We start from the raw sequence: 17705 nt of genomic DNA on the forward strand, positions 1-17705 counted from the left end.
CCGACCGGACGTCAGCGGGTGCGGACGTCAGCGGGTGCCGTTGGCGGCGAACCCGGCGATGGCGGCGGCGTTGTCCTTGGTGACGAACGCGGGCCCGGTCAGCACGGGTTCGGCGCCGCCGCCGCTGTAGTTGCCGTTGTTCTTGTAGAGCCACAGGGCGTCGACGGCGAGGTAGCCCTGGAGGTAGGGCTGCTGGTCCACGGCGAACTCGACCGAGCCGTTCCGGATGGCGGACACCAGGTCCTTGTTGAGGTCGAAGGTGGCGACCTCGGCCTTGCTGCCGGCGTCCTTGACGGACTGGACGGCGGTCAGGGCGATCGGCGCACCGAGGGTGACGACCTGGTCGATCGAGGAGTCCTGCTGGAGCTTGGCGGTGATGGTGGACTTGACCGAGGGCATGTCCGTGCCGTTGACGTAGATCTTGTCGGTCTTGCCCTTGAAGCCCTTGGCCAGACCCGCGCAGCGGGCTTCGAGCGCGACTTGGCCCTGAGACTGCACGACACACAGGGCGTGCTTGGCGCCGAGCTGGTTGAGGCGCTCGCCGAAGGCCTGGCCGGCGATGTTCTCGTCCTGGCCGAAGTACTCCAGCATGCCGAGCTTCTTCCAGGCGTCCACGCCGGAGTTGAAGCCGACGACCGGGATGCCCGCGGCCTTGGCCTTGGCCACGACGGACTTCAGGGCGTCGGGCGTGGCGGCGGTCAGGGCGATGCCGTCGACCTTCTGGTCGATCGCGTTCTGCACCAGGTTCGCCTGGTTGGCGGCGCTGGGATCCGCGGAGTAGACCAGCTTGACGTTGTCCTTGGCGGCGGCTGCGGCGGCGCCCTTGCGGATCAGGTCCCAGAAGGTGTCGCCGGGCGCCGCGTGGGTGACCATGGCCACCGTCATGCGGGGCGTGGACGCCTTGCCGGCGGACGCGGCTGTGCCGCTGTCCTCGGACTTCTTGCCGCCGGAGCTGCTGGAGCAGCCCGCGGCGAGCAGGACGCCCGCGAGAACGGTGGCGGCCGTGGCGGCGGCTCGGTGGTTTCTGTGCATGTCCCTTGCACCTCGCTGTGCGGTCTGGGTCGGCTCTGCGGAGCGGAACGAGCGGTGAGTGACGGGAAGGAATCCCGGGGGCGCGAGCGGTGGGGGCGGCACCGGTGGCCGGCCGGGTGCCTCGCACGGGAGTGGGGAAGGAGCTCCTCGCCGACGGCCAGGGGTGCGGTCGCCGACGGCTTGTGACTGTGCTAGAGCGCTTTATTAGCGCGCTCTAGTGACACGTACTATGGGGGCGCCCTCAGGGGATGTCAATCACTTTGTCATGACGTTCCAACAAAGGCGGCGGAGTCGCCGCGGGGCAGGCCCGGGGTGGGAAAGCTCGCGCGGGGACACCCCCGTGGCCCCCGCGCGAGCCGGTTCCGAGAGACGCCGCGATCGTCGTCCGCGGGCGTCGGTGTGCGGCCCATCGTGGCCGAGTCGTCGCCCAACCGGCCATGATTCAGGGCCGGTTGGGACATCAGGGGACGATCCCGCCGCTGAGCTGCCGGGACGTCGCGCGGGACGACGAAACGGCGGGACGTGCGGATATCGTGAAGGCGGGACGGGGGGTTGGACGGGGGCTGGACGGCTGCGCCACGGCGCACGCGAAGGGGTGTGGGGCATGCCGCGATGGAAGGCGCTGCCCGAGTCGACGGATCCCCGGGTCCGCAGGCTCGTGGTCGAGCTGCGCCGGTTGAAGGACCACAGCGGACTGAGCATGGCCGCGCTGGCATCCAGGACGGGGCTCAGCAAGTCGTCCTGGGAGCGCTATCTCAACGGCAGGGTGACGCCGCCCCGGCAGGCCGTCGAGGCCATGGCCGACGTGTGCGGCGGCGACCGGATCGGCCTGGCGGCACTCTGGGAGGTGGCCACCTCCGGCACGGCGCAGAGTCCCACGACGCCGACGCCGACGCCGACTGCGGCTCCGAGGCCGACTGCGGCTCCGGCTCCGGCTCCGGCTCTGGGATCGGCTCCGGCTCAGGGATCGGCTCCGGAACCGGCAGCGGCGTCGGTGTCGGGACCGGTTTCGGAATCGGCACCGGAATCGTTATCGGCACCGGCACCGGCACCGGCACCGGAATTGGAACCGGCCTCGGCCGCACGGGAGTTGGAGCAGCCGGAGGCCTCCGAGGCGGGGTCCGGGGAGTACCGGGAACGGGAAGCGGCGGCCCCGGACGGTCGGGTGGACACCGGTCGGGAGGAGGCCCGCCGGGGTCCGCGCGGGCGGCGGCCGGTCGCGACGGTGGCCGGGGTGGCCGTGGTGGCGGCGGCCCTCGCGGTGGCCGTCGCGGTGGCCGTGGCGATCACCTGGCCCGGGTCCCCGTCGGCGGAGCCGGAGTCGCGCGCGGTCACCGCGACGACGAAGGTGCCGACCTCCACCTACTCCGCCGAGACGTTCCCGTGCTACTTCACCCTGCGCCACGGTCTGCTGTACGCGGGGCACAGCACGACCGTCTCCGACGAGTACCACGTAGGCATCACCGTCGAGGCGGTGGCGGAGGTGCAGTGCCTGGTCAGACGGCACGGCTTCGACCCGAAGGGCATCGACGGCTCGTTCGGGCCCCACACCAGGGCCGCGGTCCAGGGGTTCCAGCGGTCCCGCGGACTCACCGCCGACGGCATCGTGGGCCCCATGACCTGGCGCGAGCTCAGGAAGCCGGGTGACTGAGGGCGCCGGGCCGGGGCCGGGCCGTCCGCCGCGGCCGGAGACCGCACCCGAGGTCCGCCACCTCGTGGAACGGCTGCGGGAGGCCCGGGAGTCGACCGGGCTGAGCTTTGCCGCGCTGGCGGCCAGGACGGCGTACAGCAAGTCGTCCTGGGAGCGGTACCTCAACGGCAAGACGCTCCCGCCCCGGGACGCGGTGGAGACGCTCGCGAAGCTGAGCGGCGCGGATCCGGTGCGGCTGCTGGCGCTGTGGCGGCTCGCCGACCGGGCGTGGAGTGGCCGCGACGCCCAGGCAACCGCCGCCGCCGTCGACGAGGCGGAGCCGACCGCCCGCCCACCCGAAGCGGCACCGGAGTCGCGGGTCGCCCCCGGTGCCGGGGCCGCCGCCGTCGCGGACCTGCCACCCGGCCGACCCACCGCGCCCGCGGCCCTCACCGGCGCCGCCCCGACCGGCGCCGCCCCGACCGGCGCCGCCCCCGTGCCGCGCACCCCGGACGACCACGGCGGGCCGGAGAGCCGGGCCCGCAATCCGCACCGCGGCACCGTCCTCCTCGTGGCGGCGGGGACCGCGCTGGTCACCGCCCTCGGCGTGGGTGCCGTGGCGTGGACGTACGCCGGCGGGCACCGGGCACCGGCCCCGGGACCCACCAGTGGCACCTGCCGGGGGGAGAGCTGCACGGACCGCGATGCCGAACAGCACGACACGGACTGCTGGACCGACGCGGTCACCCGGGCGCGACGGGAGATCGCCGGGCGGACCCTGGAACTCCGCTACAGCCCGAGGTGCCGGGCGGCCTGGGGCCGGATCACGGCCCCGGGCACCGGCGACGTGGTGCGGGTCGACACCGCCGACGGACGGCACCAGTCACGGCTGGTGCTGGTTCCCGGCCGGTACCTCTACACCCTGATGATCGGCGTCGGGCGCTCCTCGGAGGCGCGCGCCTGCGTCGACCTGCCCGACGGCGCGTCCTCCTGCACCGGCTGGGGGCGCTGACCCACGCTGACCCACCGTCGAGCGGCCGTTCAGCCGGACACCTGCACCACCGCGGTCGCCCCGGCCCGTACCGTCGGCGTCGCGTACGTGTACCTCACGCCGTCCACCGTCTTGGTGCGCGCCCGCCGAGGCACGCCGTCGACGGTGATCCGCTTGTGGACGCCGGGGAAGCGGGCCTCCCAACGGTAGGCGCCATGACGGGAGTTGTTGGTGAGCGTGGTCTTCGTCGCGGCGTCGTGGCGGACGGTGATCGTGCCCGTGCCGACGGGTACGTCCGCGACCTGGAGCCACTGCATGCCGGACGGCAGCCGGGACTGCGTGGTCACCTGGTGGTCCGCCGCGTCCGGGGTGATGCCCATCAGGCCCTCGACGGTCTGGCTGACCAGGGTGAACGATACCTCGGGGTAGTCGCCGTCGGGACCCTGCCTGGAGTTGACGTGCTGGGTGTTCCGCTCGCCGTAGATCTTCCGCATCCACCACCAGGCGGTGTCGGCGCGGTTGTTGCGGAAGAACATGTCGGGCAGGTACGTCGTCGACTCGATGTTGGGCGAGCCGTCCGGGCCGAGCTCCTGCGCCTGGATGTAGTCGAGGTAGGCGTCGTTGCGCGGGCCGGGGTCGATGATCTGCTTCATCGGCATGAAGACGCTGTTCTCCTTGCCCCAGCCGGTGACCGGGGCGCCGGAGGTGGTGTAGGCACGGACCATGTCGGCTCCGCTGCCGCTCCCGCTCCACGTGTCGTTGAAGTACTTCTTGAGGTCGGCGGCCCTGCGGTCGTACGTCTTCGCCAGCGCGAGGTCGCCCTTGCCGCGGGCGAGCACGCCCATCGCCAGATACGCCCGGTACTCGGAGGCGATGCCGTCCCCGGCCTCGGCGAGGCCGTCGCCGTCCTGCTCGTTGTAGCTGGCGGCACCGGAGAAGATGCCCTTGCCCGTGCCCTCGGCGACCTTCACCCCGCCGTTGTCCTTGGCGCTGTTGTGCAGGTCGATGAACTGTTCGGTGGCGTGCCGGTAGAAGTCCCACAGCACCGGGTCGTCGACGTATCCGCGGTCGCCGGTCCAGAGGTAGGCCTGGGCGGCCTTCTCGACGAGTTCGAAGACGGCCGGGACCTCGCGCACGTAGTCGTCCGGGCTGTGGTAGTCGATGCTCAGATACGTCTTGGCGTCGAAGTTGACGGACCAGACCGGGAAGTACTTGTGCTCCGCGGTCGCCGACGCGGCGTACGAGGTGAGCATCGTCCTGTTCTCGGCGTCGAGGCCGAGGACGGCGGCGCCGTCGAGCTGGTGGGTCATGTCCCGGGAGTAGTAGGCGCTGCGGTTGGCGTATCCGGCCCAGTAGGTGGGCCCGTACGTCCCGGTACCGGTGCCGCTGGTGTGGTGCTCGTCGGCGTTGACCGGGCCGACGGTGCCGGGCAGTTGCACCCAGCTGTTGGCCTTGCGCTTCGCCCAGTCGAACATCTCGACGACCTCGGGGTCGGACGAGGTGACCTGCGGGTCGGCGGGCGCGGCCGGGGAGATCATGAGGTCGTCGGCGTTGACCCAGGAGGTGCCGGAGCCGAAGGCGATCTCCAGCCGGTCGCCTGCCTTCAGATCGACGCGGCTGATGGTGTACCGGGCGTAGGAGGCGCGCTGCGGCAGCTCCACCGTGCCGACGGTCTCGCCGTTGCGCCGGATCGTGTACGTACCGCCGGTGCCGGCGCTCCCCACCCAGGCGGAGAAGTCGTAACTGCCGTCCCGCGGCGCGACCAGGTCCAGCCGCGCGGTCCTGCCGGTGCCTGCGTCCAGGTAGAGGAAGCGGCTGCCGCTGTGCACGTTGCCGGCCCCGACCCCGGTGCCCGGGCCGAAGGTCCAGCCCGTGCCGCCGTTCTCGAATCCGGGGTCGGGCAGGGCGAGTTGGGGACGGGAGTCGGTGGCCGCGCGCGGTGCCGCCGTGGCGGAGGCCGCGGGCGCGATCGGCGTGAGCAGAGCAACGGCGGTGAGCAGCATGAGCCTTGAGGGCTTCATCGGGTCTCCGGTCTTCAGCTACGGCGGGCGGGCGGGCGGCCGATCCGGGGCCGAAGCTAACAGGGCCGGAAGAAGTCGTTCAATGGTCCTGCAAGGCAAAGTTGCAAGCGGTATGGCGATATCGCACTTCAGAATGGCTGTCTCAGGCGAAAGTTTTCGTTCAGAACGTGCAAGTCGAGCGGATCCAGGGGTGTGAACTCCGCGGGGCCGCGTATCATCGACGCCTGCGAACGGTCGCCGGGCGACTGCACGACGGGGCACGGCGGGGGCACGGAGGGAACCGTATGAAGGTCGGCATCACCGAGGTCGCGGACCGGGCGCGGGTGAGTGAGGCGACGGTCAGCCGTGTGATCAACCGGCGTCAGGGGGTGTCCCGCAAGACGCGTGAGGCCGTCGAGCGGGCGATGGCGGACCTGGGGTACGAGCGGCAGACCCAGGGGCAACTGGTCGCGGTGGTCACGGAGCTGGTGTCCAACCCGTTCTTCGCCGATGTGTGCGAGCGGATCGAGGCGACGCTGGCTCCGCACGGTCTGAAGACGATCCTGTGCCCGTGTTTCGCGGGCGGGGTGCAGGAGCTGGACTACCTGAGCGCCCTGGCCGACCGGGGAGTGGCGGCGGTGGTGTTCCTGTCCGCGAGCAACACGATCGAGGGCGCGGATCCGCAGGCGTACGAGCTGCTGCGGTCACGGCGGATCCCGTTCGTCGGGGTGAACGGGCAGTTCGAGGGCGACTGCCGGGCTCCGGTGTTCTCCACGGATGATCTGCTGGCGGCGGAGCTCGCGGTCGATCACCTGTACCGGCTGGGTCACCGGCGGATCGGGATGGCGTCGGGTCCGGTGGGCAACCGGCCGGCCGACCGGCGGGTGCGCGGGTTCGTCGACGCGCTGGCGCGGCGCGGGATCGCGGATCCCGAGCCGTGGGTGGTGCGGCAGTCCTACACCGTGGAGGGCGGCCAGTCCGCCGCGCTGTCGCTGTTGGGCCTGGGAGCCACGGCGGTGGTCGCGGCCAGCGACTACATGGCGCTGGGCGCGATCCGCGGGGCGCGCCGGCAGGGCTACGACGTGCCGGGTGACGTCTCGGTCGTCGGCTACGACGGCTCGATGATCATGGACTTCGTCGATCCGCCGCTCACCACCGTGCGCCAGCCCGCCGACCGGCTGGCCCCCGAGGTCGCCCGCAGCGTCCTGGCCCTCCTCGGCAACCGCGACGTCCCGGTCGGCGAACTCCTCTTCGACCCCGAACTCGTCGTCCGCGCCAGCACCGCACCCCCGAAGGGCAGCTGACCCCCGAAGCGCCGCTGACCTGCGGTATATCGGGCTGCCCGTCGGGGCAGGCGCCGTACCCGCCGGCCCGGACGGCCGGACGTTGGCACGGACGGCCGGACGCGGCCCGTCCGAGCGCCGCGTTCACCCGGATGCCGCGGTCGCCCGGCGCATCCGGACGGGCGGGCCGCACCGTAGAGATACCGGGGGCGCGGGGCGCGAGGGCGCACGGACGACGACTGAGGCGGTTCGCGTGGCGGACGAGACGGCCGGGACGGCGGCGAACGCGTACGGAACCGCTGTCCCGGGTTCCAGGACCTGTCTGGTGACCGGTGCCAGCGGCTACATCGGCGGGCGGCTGGTGCCGGAACTGCTGGACGCCGGGTACCGGGTGCGCTGCCTGGCCCGCACGCCCGGGAAGCTGCGGGACCAGCCGTGGGCCGGGCGGGTGGAGGTCGTGCGGGGCGACGTCACCGACCCGGACTCGGTGGCGGCGGCGCTCGCGGGCGTCGACGTCGCCTACTACCTGGTGCACGCGCTCGGCGCCGGCCGCGACTTCGAGCGCACCGACCGGCAGGCGGCCCACGTCTTCGGCGAGCAGGCCCGCAGGGCGGGTGTCGGCCGACTGGTCTACCTGGGCGGTCTGACCCCGGCCGACGTGCCCGAGCGGGAACTGTCGCCGCACCTGCGCTCCCGCGCCGAAGTGGGCCGTATCCTCCTCGGCTCGGGCGTGCCGACGGCCGTCCTGCGGGCCGCCGTCATCATCGGTTCCGGCTCGGCCAGCTTCGAGATGCTGCGCTACCTGACCGAGCGGCTGCCGGTGATGGTCACGCCGCGCTGGGTGCACACCCGCATCCAGCCGATCGCGGTACGGGACGTGCTGCGCATTCTGGTGGGCTGCGCCGGCCTGCCGCCCGACGTCAGCCGCACCTTCGACATCGGCGGCCCCGAGGTGCTCACCTACCTGGAGATGATGCAGCGGTACGCCGCCGTCGCCGGGCTGCCCCGGCGGCTCATCCTGCCCGTGCCGGTGCTCACACCCGGCCTGTCCAGCCACTGGGTCGGCCTGGTGACCCCCGTGCCGGCCGCCATCGCCCGCCCGCTGACGGAGTCGCTGCGCTACGAGGTGGTGTGCCGGGAAGGGGACATCGCACGGTACGTGCCCAGCCCGCCGGGCCACCCGGTCGGTTTCGACCGCGCCGTCTCCCTCGCGCTGCAGCGGGTGCGGGACGCCCAGGTCGTCACCCGCTGGTCCTCCGCCGCGGTGCGGGGCGCCCCCAGCGATCCGCTGCCCACCGACCCGGACTGGGCCGGCGGCAGCCTCTACACCGACGTGCGCGAACGCCACGCACGGGTGGCTCCCGGCGCCCTGTGGGAGGTGGTCGAGGGCATCGGCGGCGAGAACGGCTGGTACTCCTTCCCGCTGGCCTGGGCGGTACGCGGCTGGCTCGACCGCCTGGCCGGCGGGGTGGGCCTGCGCCGGGGACGACGGGACGCGCGGCGGCTGCGGGTCGGCGACTCGCTGGACTTCTGGCGGGTGGAGGAGATCGAACGGGGGCGGCTGCTGCGGCTGCGCGCCGAGATGCGGCTGCCCGGCCTGGCCTGGCTGGAGATGTACGTCGACGCGGAGGGGGCCGGCGGGGCGTGCTACCGGCAGCGGGCCCTGTTCCACCCGCACGGACTGCTCGGCCAGCTCTACTGGTGGAGCGTGTCGCCCTTCCACGCGGCCGTCTTCGGCGGCATGGCCCGCAACATCGTCCGCGCCGCCGAACGCGGGCAGGACCCGGATCCCGCCTCCCGGCCGGACGGCGCGGGCGACGCGGGCGGACCGGCGGGTCCCACCGGGGAGCGCTGATCTCCGGGCCGGCCGGGCCCGTCGTACGCGACCCCGGTCAGTGCGTGCCGGGCTCCTCGTAGGGGATGCGGTTCAGGTGCACGACCTCGCCCAGGGTGCCCCATTCGTCGCCGCCGAGCTTGGTGAGCGGACGCAGCAACGCGCTGCTGGGACGGCCGTCGGCCAGGTAGTCCTCGTCGACGGCGGCATGCAGCACCCGTCCGAAGACCAGCGTGGAGTTGCCCATGCGCAGCGTGGTGTGCGAGCGGCACTCCAGCACCGCGTGGGAGGCGGCGACTCTGGGCGGGCGCACGCACTTGCTGGCCTCGCGCTCGATGCCCGCGGTGTCGAACTCGCTCACCGAACGGGGGAAGTCGACGGCGGTCGCGTTGATCAGCCGCAGGAGCGGTTCGGACGAGAAGTTGACGACGAACTCGCCGGTGTCCTCGACGTTCCGCAGGGAGTCCTTCCGGCCGATCGAGGTGAACTGGACGATCGGGGGATCGGTGCTGGCGATGCTGAAGAAGGAGTGCGGGGCCAGGTTCTCGGTGCGCCCGTCGGGTGTGACCGTGGAGACCCACGCGATCGGCCGGGGAACGACGACCGAGGTCAGGAACCGGTAGAAGTCGGTGCTGCTCATCGTCTCGGGGGTGTATTCCAGACGCATGGTGGCCTCTCAGGCGGTGCTCCGAGGTCCGACGTGATCGTGGGGCTGCTCCTTCCCGGGCCGGTCCGCGTACCGGGCCGCCACGTTCATGCTCCACCAGCCGCCCTGCCTCCGCGCCCTGCCTTCGCGCCCGGCATCCGCGCCCGGCCTCCGCGCCCGGGTCGGGCGTCCGTCGGTTCAGCCGGTCCGCGGCGGAGCGGGCAGCCCCCGGCCCAGCAGCTCCACGGCCTCGTGGACCAGGGCGACCACCTCCGGGCCGGAGTCCGGCTGCCAGCAGCTGATGGCGGCCTGGAGCGCCGCGAAGACCGCGGCTGAGGTCGTCCGTACGTAGAGGTGGCACTCCGGCAGGCCGGTGCGTGCCGCGACCGCCCGCGTCACGGCGTCCTCCACGGCGCGGTTCGTCAGAACGATCCGGGGCAGCAGCTCGGGACGCTCGCGCACCAGCAGCACCCGCTCCAGCCAGATCCTGCCGGTGGAGAGCTCGCTCAGCCGCGCCACGAACACGGCCCTGACCGCCTCCAGCGGGGTCTCCTCCGGGGGCCGGGCGGTGATCCGCTCCTCGATCAGCGCCGGGGTCCCCTCCTCCAGCATGAAGGCGGCCTCGTCCTTGGTGGCGAAGTAGTTGAAGAAGGTACGCGGGGAGACACCGGCGTCGGCGCAGATGCCCTCGACCGTGACGGCTTCCGGGCCATGGCGGCGGAAGAGGGCCACCGCGGAGCCCTGCAGCGCTCGGTGCGTCGCCCGCTTCTTGCGTTCGCGCAGCCCGTCGGGGCGGCCGTTCTCCATGGGCGCGTTGCTCTCCGTCCGCTCGTCGGCCCCTGTGAGCAGGCGGCCGAATAATTGCTACAGTACTGCAAAAATGCAGTACTGCAAGAATCTATGACGATGGTTGGAGTCCCCGTGGCGGAACGGACAGAACGATCCAAGGGCCGCTCCGTGGCCGTGACCCTGGCCGAAGCCCTGTGGTTCCCGGTCTCTCTGTTCCTGGGCATGCTGTTCTTCTTCGCACCCGCCCTGCACGCACCGCAGCCGCACCATGTGCGGGTCGCGGTGGCCGGTCCCGCGACGGCCCGGAAGGTCGACAGTGCGCTGAACGGCAGGCTGCCCGGCGGGTTCGACGTCACCGCGGTCGCCGACGGCCGGGCGGCACGCCGGTCGGTGCTCGACCGGGACACGGTGGCGGGGTTCCGCCAGAGCGGGCAGCACGCCGTGCTGTACGTGGCGAAGGCCGACGGCGCCTCCCTGGAACAGACCGTGACCACGGTGTTCACCCAGGTCGCCGCCGGGAACCACCGGCAGCTGACCGTCACCGACGTGGCGCCCACCGAACCCGAGGACGAGCTGGGCACCACCCTGCTCTACTTCTCGCTGGCCTGGAGCATCCCCGCCTACGTGCTGGCGACCACGCTGCTCCGAGCGGTGACCTTCAGCCGGCGCGGAAAGCTCCTCACCATCGCCGGGGTGGCCGCCGGGTGCAGCGCCGTCGGCTTCTACGTCGGCGTGTGGCTGGGCTACCTGCCCGACAGGCCCGCGGCCATGGCGGTGTCCTTCCTGCTCACCACGGCGGTGGCGACGGCCGCCTCGGGACTCGCCCCGTTCACCCGGCAGTTCTTCCCCGCGGTCGCCATGGGCCTGTTCATCGTGATGAGCATCCCGACCAGCGGCGGCGCCGTGGCCGCGCCGATGCTGCCGATGTTCTTCCAGCACGTCCGTACGGTGATGCCGCTGGCCAACGGCCTCGACGCGCTGCGCGGAGTCCTCTACTTCGACGGCGCCGGAGTGCTCGAACCGGTCCTGGTGCTGTGCGCCTGGTTCGCCGGCGGGCTCGCCCTGCTGGGGCTCGACTTCTGGCTGCACGGGCGCAGGCGCGGGGCACCGGCCGTACAGCCCGGCGAGGCGGGCGACGTCGACGCGGACGAGGGCGAGGACGAGGCCGGGGCCGCCGACGGGGAGAGCGGGCCCGTCGCGGAGCCGCCGGTCGAGGACCCGGCGCTGGAGACGCCCAGGCCGACCGCGCTCCCGGTGCACACGCACCGCTTCGGGGAGCAGGTGCCGGTGCTCACCGGCCGGGTCCAGGACGGGGAGGGCCGCCCGGTCCGTGGCGCCGCGGTCACCGTCATCGACGCACGGGGACGTCAGCTCGTGCGCAGCGTGACCGACGGAACCGGTGAGTACGCCGCGGCCGGTCTGCCCGCCGGCCACCTCAGCATCGTGGTCTCGGCGCCCGGCCTGCACCCGATGGTGCACCAGGCGCTGCTGCAGACGGGGCTGACGGCCCGGGCCGACTTCGCCCTGCACCACAGGCCCCAGGGACGCCACGCCAGACAGCTTCCGTAGGACCGCGCGGACGGCATTCCGCGAAACACTTTCGGAAACGTGCTCGTGACACACCGCTGCCGTATCCCAATACTGTCCTCACCTTTCGTCCGGCGTTTTCCGCCAGAGGAATCCCGAGGCCCCCCAAGGAACCGCTTTGATGCGCTCATTGACAAGGAAAGTGCTCGCGGCGGCAGCGGCTGCGAGCACCGCCATCGCATTCATCATCGCCTCGGCGGCGACCGCGACCGCCTATCAGCCGAGTCCCACCAACCTTTATACGGCGACGAATTCGGCCGCCTGCAACAAGAGCCCGTGCGTGCTCTACCCGAAGTCGGCCCAGTTGCCCGACGGGCGGATCGTGGCGACCTTCGAGGACAGCGAGACCGCTCCGGTGGGGCAGTCCCTGCCCGTCTACAAGAGCGACGACGGCACGACGTGGTCCAAGCTGACCGACGTCAAGGCGCCGGCGTACCTGTCGAGCGACTCGTCGTACGCGAAGTACACGAGCAACTGGACGAACCCCTACCTCTACGTGCTCCCCCAGAGCGTGGGCGGCCTGAGCGCCGGCACGCTGCTGCTCGCGAGCATCGTCTCGGGCGACGACTACTACTACGAGGAGCAGAAGGCCGCGAACTCCTCCTGGACGCCGACCGCCGACGGCGACCGCAAGGACGTCGCGCTGGCCCTGTACTCCAGCTCGGACGACGGGGCGAGCTGGAGTTTCCGGAACATCATCGCCGCGGGCTCCTGGCAGGGCGGCAGCGCGGGCGCCCTCGGCCGCACCTCGACCGCCAACACGTACCAGCAGGTCGACCCGGTCTGGGAGCCGCATCTGCTCGCCCACAACGGGCAGTTGATCGCCTACTACTCCGACGAGAACGACTACACGGGCTACGACACCGGCACCGGCGCCCCGACCCTCGACCCCGACAACGCCACGGCGACGGACTCCGGCGGCCAGGTCCTCGTGCACCGCACGTGGGACGGCACCGGCACCTCCGCGTGGAGCAGCCCGGTCGTCGACGTCCCCGGCTCCACCGTGACCATGAGCGGCGGCAAGACGGAGATCGGCGGGGGCCGGCCCGGCATGACCACGGTCGCGCCGACCACCGACGGCAAGTGGCTGATGACGTACGAGTACTGGGGCGGCGGCGCGAACGTCCGCTACCGGATCGCGGACGACCCGACGAAGTTCTACGCCGGCACCGACGGCGCGGTCACCTCGCTGCCCGTGCCCTCCGGCGGGAACACCCTCGCCACCGGCGGCAGTCCGGTCCTGCTCCCGCTGCCCGACGGCCGGATCGTCTACAACGCGGCCGGCAGCGGCAGCGTGTGGGTGAACGAGTCCGGCTCGTCCACCGGCACCTGGAAGCAGTACCAGACCCCGATCGCCGCCGGGTACAGCCGCGACCTCCAGTACGTCGACGGAACGGGACGCGTCCTGGTCCTCCAGGCGTCCTGGAGCGGCACGAGCGTCGGGCCGGTGAAGTACGCCGAGGTCGACCTCGGCCGCTCCGACGGCGCCTACTACACCCTCGTCAACCGGCTGACCGGCCAGGCCCTCGCCCCCGCCGCCGGCAGGACGCAGGACGCCAACCTCACCGGCAACGTCCCCGACCTGGTCACGAGCACCGTCAGCGCCTCGGACCCCACCCAGCGCTGGCACACCCAGGCCACGGGCTCCGCCGTCACCCTGCTGAACAAGGCCGGCGGGCGCGCGGTCGGCATCTGGACCGGCACGGCGACGGCCGGACAGCAGCTGACCCAGTGGGTCGACGACGGTGCCACCGACAAGCAGTGGACCCTGGTCGCGTCCTCGGCCTCGGGCTACTACAAGCTTCGCTCGGTGAGGAACACGAGCCTCTACATGACCGGTGCCACCGCGGGCGGCGCCGTCACCCTGGCCGCCTCGGCCGACGACGGCTCCCAGGACTGGCAGCTCGTCCAGGACCCGCTGCCCACCGCGGCCACCTTCACCCTGAAGGGCACGGGTTCCGGCCGCTGCCTGGACGTCCCCAACGGCGCGACCGGCGTCCAGGTCCAGATCTACGACTGCTCGGGCAACGCCAACCAGACGATCACCTGGACCGCGGCGGGCGAACTCCGGGTCTCGGGCAAGTGCCTGGCCGCCGACGGCGACGGCACCACCGCGGGCACCAAGGTCATCCTGTGGGCCTGCAACGGCAAGACCAGCCAGCAGTGGGCGTTCCGCGTCGACGGAACCGTCGTCAACCGCTCCGACGGCCTGGTCGTCGACGTGACCGGCGCGGGCACCGCCAACGGTTCCAAGGTCGCCCTGTGGACCGGGCGCGGCGCCGCCAACCAGCAGTGGAGCAGAGCCTGAGCAGACGCGGCGGCGGGCACCGGAGTCTTGTCTCCCGGCGCCCGCTGCTGTTGGCTTGCGCGGGAGGGCCAGGTCAGGGGCCGGCGGGAGAGCGAGGACAGTGACCGCTCAGGACAAGGGGCAGCTGGACGGGCAGTACGGTCTGCTGACGAACATCGCCCAGGAGGCGGGGGTGTCACTCAGCACCGTCTCCAAGGTGGTGCACCGCCGCCGTGACGTGGGCGCGAAGACCCGGTCCCGGGTCGAGGAGCTCCTGGAGCAGCACGGGTACGTGCGCCCCTGGGACCGGGAGTCCGCCGCGTCCCGGCAGATCATCGCCGTCTTCCGGGACCTGTCGGGCCCGTACACACTGGAGGTCGTCCGCGGGGTCGTGGAAGCGGCCGGCGAGTTCGGCGTCGACGTGCTGACCGGGACCACGAGCCGGCGGTCCATCTCCCAGTGGCTGGAGGAGTGCCTGGCGCTCGGTGCCGCCGGGCTGATCATCGTCATCTCGATGCTGGCCGACGACGACCAGCGGCGGATCGTCGAACAGCGGCTCCCGGTGGTGCTGGTGGACCCGCTGAGCGCGCCGTCGGCCGACATCCCGAGCATCGGGGTGACGAACTGGAGCGGGGCCCGGGAGGCGGTGCAGCACCTCCTCGGCCTCGGCCACACCCGGATCGCGATGGTCGCCGGACGGTCGCACTCGCTGGCCGGGGCGGCACGGCTGCACGGGTACCGGGCGGCGCTGGAGGAGGCCGGCATCGGCTACGACCCGGCGATCGTGGGGTCCACCGACTTCGACTACGACGAGGCGCTCGCCGTCGGCCTCAGGATCCTGCGGGGCGAGCGGCGGCCCACGGCCGTCTTCGCGGCCAGCGACGCCCAGGCGCTCGGCGTGCTGGAGGCCGCCCGGCAGCTGGGGCTGCGGGTGCCCGACGACCTGGCCGTGATGTCCTTCGACGACACCCTGGTGGCGGCCATGGCGTCCCCGCCGCTGAGCGCGGTCCGGCAGCCCTTCGAGGAACTGGGGCGCGAGGCCACCCGGGTGCTGCTCTCGGTCGCCGAGGGCCGCCCACCCGCCTCCCCGCGCATCGAACTCGCCACCGAACTGGTCCTGCGGGCCTCGACGTCCGCCCCGCGCACCCTCCGCTGAGCGGCACGCAAGGGCGGGCGGCCCCCCCGTGGGGGACCGCCCGCCCTTGCGCTGTGCGGACCCGCTCAGGCCCGCTCGACCAGCGCCGGCACCCCGTGCTGCCGCAGGACGCGCGCGTCCCGCTGCGCACCGACGAGCCGGACGCGCACCTCGTTCCGGATGTCCGCGCTGGAGGACCCGGCACGGAGCAGGATCTCGCCGGGCTCGACGACGCGCCGGCCGTCCAGACCGGTGAAGGCCAGGCGGTCGGTGTGGACGCGGAAGCGGACGGTCGCCTCCTCGCCCGGCTCCAGCGGCACCTTGGCGAAGGCCAGCAGCGCCCGGACCGGCCGGGTGACCTGGGCGACCGGGTCGGTGAAGTACAGCTGGACGGTCTCCGCGCCCGCGACCGCACCGGTGTTCCGCACCCGCACGGAGACCTCGAACTCGCCGTCCACGGAAACTTCCTGACGGTCCGTCCGCAGATCGTGGATCTCGAACCCGGTGTAGGACAGGCCGTGCCCGAAGGGGAACGCCGGGCTCGGGTCCAGGTTGGACAGCTGGCTCTGCCGGTCGCCCAGCGGCGGGTGCAGGTAGGTGTACGGCTGCCCGGCCGGCGAGCCGGGGATCTGCACCGGCAGCCTTCCGCTGAAGTTCGCACGTCCGGAGAGGAGTTCGGCGACCGCACGGCCCCCTTCCTCGCCGGGCAGGAAGACCTGCACCATGGCCGCCGTACCCGCCGCGAACCGCCCCACGGCGTACGGGCGTCCGCTGACGACGACGAGGACGACGGGCCCGCCCGCCGCGAGCACCGCCTCGACCAGTTCCTCCTGCACGCCGGGCAGCCGCAGGTCCTCGACGTCGCAGCCTTCGCCGGAGGTGCCGATGCCGAACATGCCGGGCCTGTCGCCGACGGCCAGGACGGTGAGGCCGGCCGTGCGACTCGCCTCCACCGCAGCCGCGATACCGCTCCCGTCGGCCTCGCGTATCGGGCACCCCTGCGCGAACAGCCACGCCACATCAGGGAGTTCACCGGCCAGAGCGGCCCGCAGCGAGAGCGCGTCGACACCGTTGCCGAGGTCGTCGCGTTCGGAGAGGACGTGGTTGGGGAAGCTGTAGCAGCCGAACATCGTGCGGACGTCGTCGGCACACGGGCCGATCAGGGCGATCCGGCCGGTGGCGGGAAGCGGCAGGCCCCCGGCGTTGTGCAGCAGCACCGCGCCGGCCTGGGCGACGGCGTGGGCGAGCCGACGGCTCTCCGGCCTGTCCAGGTCCAGCGCCCCCGCGCGCAGGGCGGGCGGCTCCGGCTCCCAGCCGGCATCGAGGAGCCCGAGGGCGGCCTTCTGCCGCAGGACCCGGCGCACGGCCCGGTCGACATCGGCCTCGTCGGCCGCTCCGGTCCGGACGGCGGCGACGAGCGCGGCGCCGAAGCCCCGCTGGTCGGGCAGTTCCACGTCCATGCCCGCACGGAGTGCCAGGGCCCCGGCGCCCGGCAGATCGGCGGCCACCCGGTGCGCGTCGACCAGGAACGGCAGCGACCAGTAGTCGGAGACCACGGTCCCCTCGAAGCCCCACCGCTCGCGCAGCACCCCGGTCAGCAGCCGGCGGCTGGCGGCCGGGGCCTCGCCGTCGATCTCGGCGTACGAGTTCATGACCGAACCCACTCCAGCGGCGACGATCCGCTCGAAGGGCGGCAGCAGGACGTCGGCGAGTTCGCGCTCGCCGATGCCGACCGGGGCGTGGTTGCGACCCCCCATGGAGGCGGAGTAGCCGGCGAAGTGCTTGAGGGTGGCGTACACCCCGGCGCCCTGCAGGCCGAGGACGTACGCCTCGCCCATCTCCCCGACCAGGTAGGGGTCTTCGCCGTACGTCTCCTCGCAGCGGCCCCAGCGGTAGTCGCGGACGACGTCGACGACGGGGGCGAGGCCCTGGTGGACGCCGGCGGCGGCCATGTCGGCGCCGATGGCCGCGCCGACCCGTCCGACCAGCGCCGGGTCGAAGGTGGCGGCCATGGCCAGGGAGGTGGGGTAGACGGTGGCGCCGTAGGCGGTGAAGCCGGTCAGGCACTCGTCGTGCGCCATCGCCGGGATGCCGAAGCGGCTCTGCGCCATGATCTGCCGCTGGCGTGCGGCCAGCAGGCGGGCGTGTTCCAGGGCGGGGCGGGGGACGGTGCCGTAGGGGCGGGTGAGCTGGCCGAGGCCGTGCCGGGCGGTCGCGTCGAGATCGCCGACGCGGCCGAACAGGCTGGTGCCGGGGGCCACTTCGGGTCCGGCCGGCTCGACGTCCTCCCAGGCGCTGCTGAGCTGGGCGACCTTCTCCTCCAGCGTCAGCCGGGCGAGCAGCAGCTCGACACGTTCGTCCGCGGGGCGGCCGGGGTCGGTCCAGGGGCGGTCGTCACCTGCCGGGGAGAGCGCGGAGTGGTCCGGCGTGGTGGTCGTCATGCACGACTCCTCGTGGGGGTTGTTGCGCGGGCATGCCGAGGGCGGCCGGC

The 17705-nt window shown here is 72.7% G+C and carries 12 protein-coding genes; 7 read left to right on the forward strand and 5 right to left on the reverse strand.

Annotated elements, in window-relative coordinates:
• Positions 1-27 precede the first annotated feature (27 nt).
• The gene (locus tag AB0D74_RS21180) at positions 28-1032 is read right to left on the reverse strand and encodes a substrate-binding domain-containing protein (protein WP_362588862.1); all 1005 of its coding nucleotides are present in this window, start codon (positions 1030-1032) and stop codon (positions 28-30) included.
• Between the two features lie 604 nt (positions 1033-1636).
• On the opposite strand from AB0D74_RS21180, the gene AB0D74_RS21185 reads away from it, so the two are divergent.
• Together AB0D74_RS21185 and AB0D74_RS21190 are read left to right on the forward strand one after the other, a co-directional pair.
• Positions 1637-2683, forward strand: coding sequence for a helix-turn-helix domain-containing protein (locus AB0D74_RS21185; protein ID WP_362588865.1), 1047 nt, complete (start codon positions 1637-1639; stop codon positions 2681-2683).
• Positions 2676-3674, forward strand: a complete 999-nt coding sequence (locus tag AB0D74_RS21190) for a helix-turn-helix domain-containing protein (RefSeq protein WP_362588868.1) — start codon at positions 2676-2678, stop codon at positions 3672-3674. The genes AB0D74_RS21185 and AB0D74_RS21190 overlap by 8 nt, the downstream gene beginning before the upstream one ends.
• Positions 3675-3703: 29 nt before the next feature.
• Here the strand turns inward: AB0D74_RS21190 and AB0D74_RS21195 are convergent, their stop codons facing one another.
• The gene (locus AB0D74_RS21195) at positions 3704-5674 is read right to left on the reverse strand and encodes a hypothetical protein (RefSeq protein WP_362588871.1); all 1971 of its coding nucleotides are present in this window, start codon (positions 5672-5674) and stop codon (positions 3704-3706) included.
• A 284-nt stretch (positions 5675-5958) separates the two neighbouring features.
• Here AB0D74_RS21195 and AB0D74_RS21200 point away from each other — a divergent pair, with 284 nt between their 5' ends.
• Both AB0D74_RS21200 and AB0D74_RS21205 read left to right on the forward strand, forming a co-directional pair.
• Positions 5959-6957: a LacI family DNA-binding transcriptional regulator gene (locus AB0D74_RS21200; RefSeq protein ID WP_362588876.1), complete on the forward strand. Its 999-nt coding sequence runs from the start codon at positions 5959-5961 to the stop codon at positions 6955-6957.
• A gap of 304 nt (positions 6958-7261) precedes the next feature.
• Positions 7262-8791, forward strand: a complete 1530-nt coding sequence (locus tag AB0D74_RS21205; RefSeq protein ID WP_362588879.1) for an SDR family oxidoreductase — start codon at positions 7262-7264, stop codon at positions 8789-8791.
• A 37-nt stretch (positions 8792-8828) separates the two neighbouring features.
• Here AB0D74_RS21205 and AB0D74_RS21210 read toward each other — a convergent pair whose 3' ends face one another.
• On the reverse strand, positions 8829-9437 hold the full coding sequence (locus AB0D74_RS21210; RefSeq protein ID WP_362588882.1) for a flavin reductase family protein: 609 nt from the start codon (positions 9435-9437) through the stop codon (positions 8829-8831).
• A gap of 177 nt (positions 9438-9614) precedes the next feature.
• Positions 9615-10223 carry a TetR/AcrR family transcriptional regulator gene (locus AB0D74_RS21215; RefSeq protein WP_362588885.1) on the reverse strand — a complete coding sequence of 203 codons (609 nt, stop codon included), beginning with the start codon at positions 10221-10223 and terminating at the stop codon, positions 9615-9617.
• 150 nt (positions 10224-10373) lie between these two features.
• Between AB0D74_RS21215 and AB0D74_RS21220 the strand changes: the two genes are divergently transcribed.
• The 3 genes from AB0D74_RS21220 to AB0D74_RS21230 all read left to right on the forward strand — a co-directional run bounded on the left by AB0D74_RS21220 (position 10374) and on the right by AB0D74_RS21230 (position 15235).
• The gene (locus AB0D74_RS21220; protein ID WP_362588888.1) at positions 10374-11774 is read left to right on the forward strand and encodes a carboxypeptidase regulatory-like domain-containing protein; all 1401 of its coding nucleotides are present in this window, start codon (positions 10374-10376) and stop codon (positions 11772-11774) included.
• 139 nt (positions 11775-11913) lie between these two features.
• Positions 11914-14100 carry an RICIN domain-containing protein gene (locus AB0D74_RS21225; RefSeq protein WP_362588891.1) on the forward strand — a complete coding sequence of 729 codons (2187 nt, stop codon included), beginning with the start codon at positions 11914-11916 and terminating at the stop codon, positions 14098-14100.
• 100 nt (positions 14101-14200) lie between these two features.
• Complete coding sequence (locus AB0D74_RS21230) at positions 14201-15235, forward strand: substrate-binding domain-containing protein (protein WP_362588894.1); 1035 nt, start codon at positions 14201-14203, stop codon at positions 15233-15235.
• A 65-nt stretch (positions 15236-15300) separates the two neighbouring features.
• On the opposite strand, the gene AB0D74_RS21235 is transcribed toward AB0D74_RS21230, so the two are convergent.
• Entirely contained in the window at positions 15301-17655 is a 2355-nt protein-coding gene (locus AB0D74_RS21235) for a glycoside hydrolase family 3 N-terminal domain-containing protein (RefSeq protein ID WP_362588898.1), read from the reverse strand.
• Positions 17656-17705 lie beyond the last annotated feature (50 nt).

This window comes from Streptomyces sp. NPDC048278, assembly GCF_040652195.1.
In the GTDB taxonomy this organism is placed as follows: domain Bacteria; phylum Actinomycetota; class Actinomycetes; order Streptomycetales; family Streptomycetaceae; genus Streptomyces.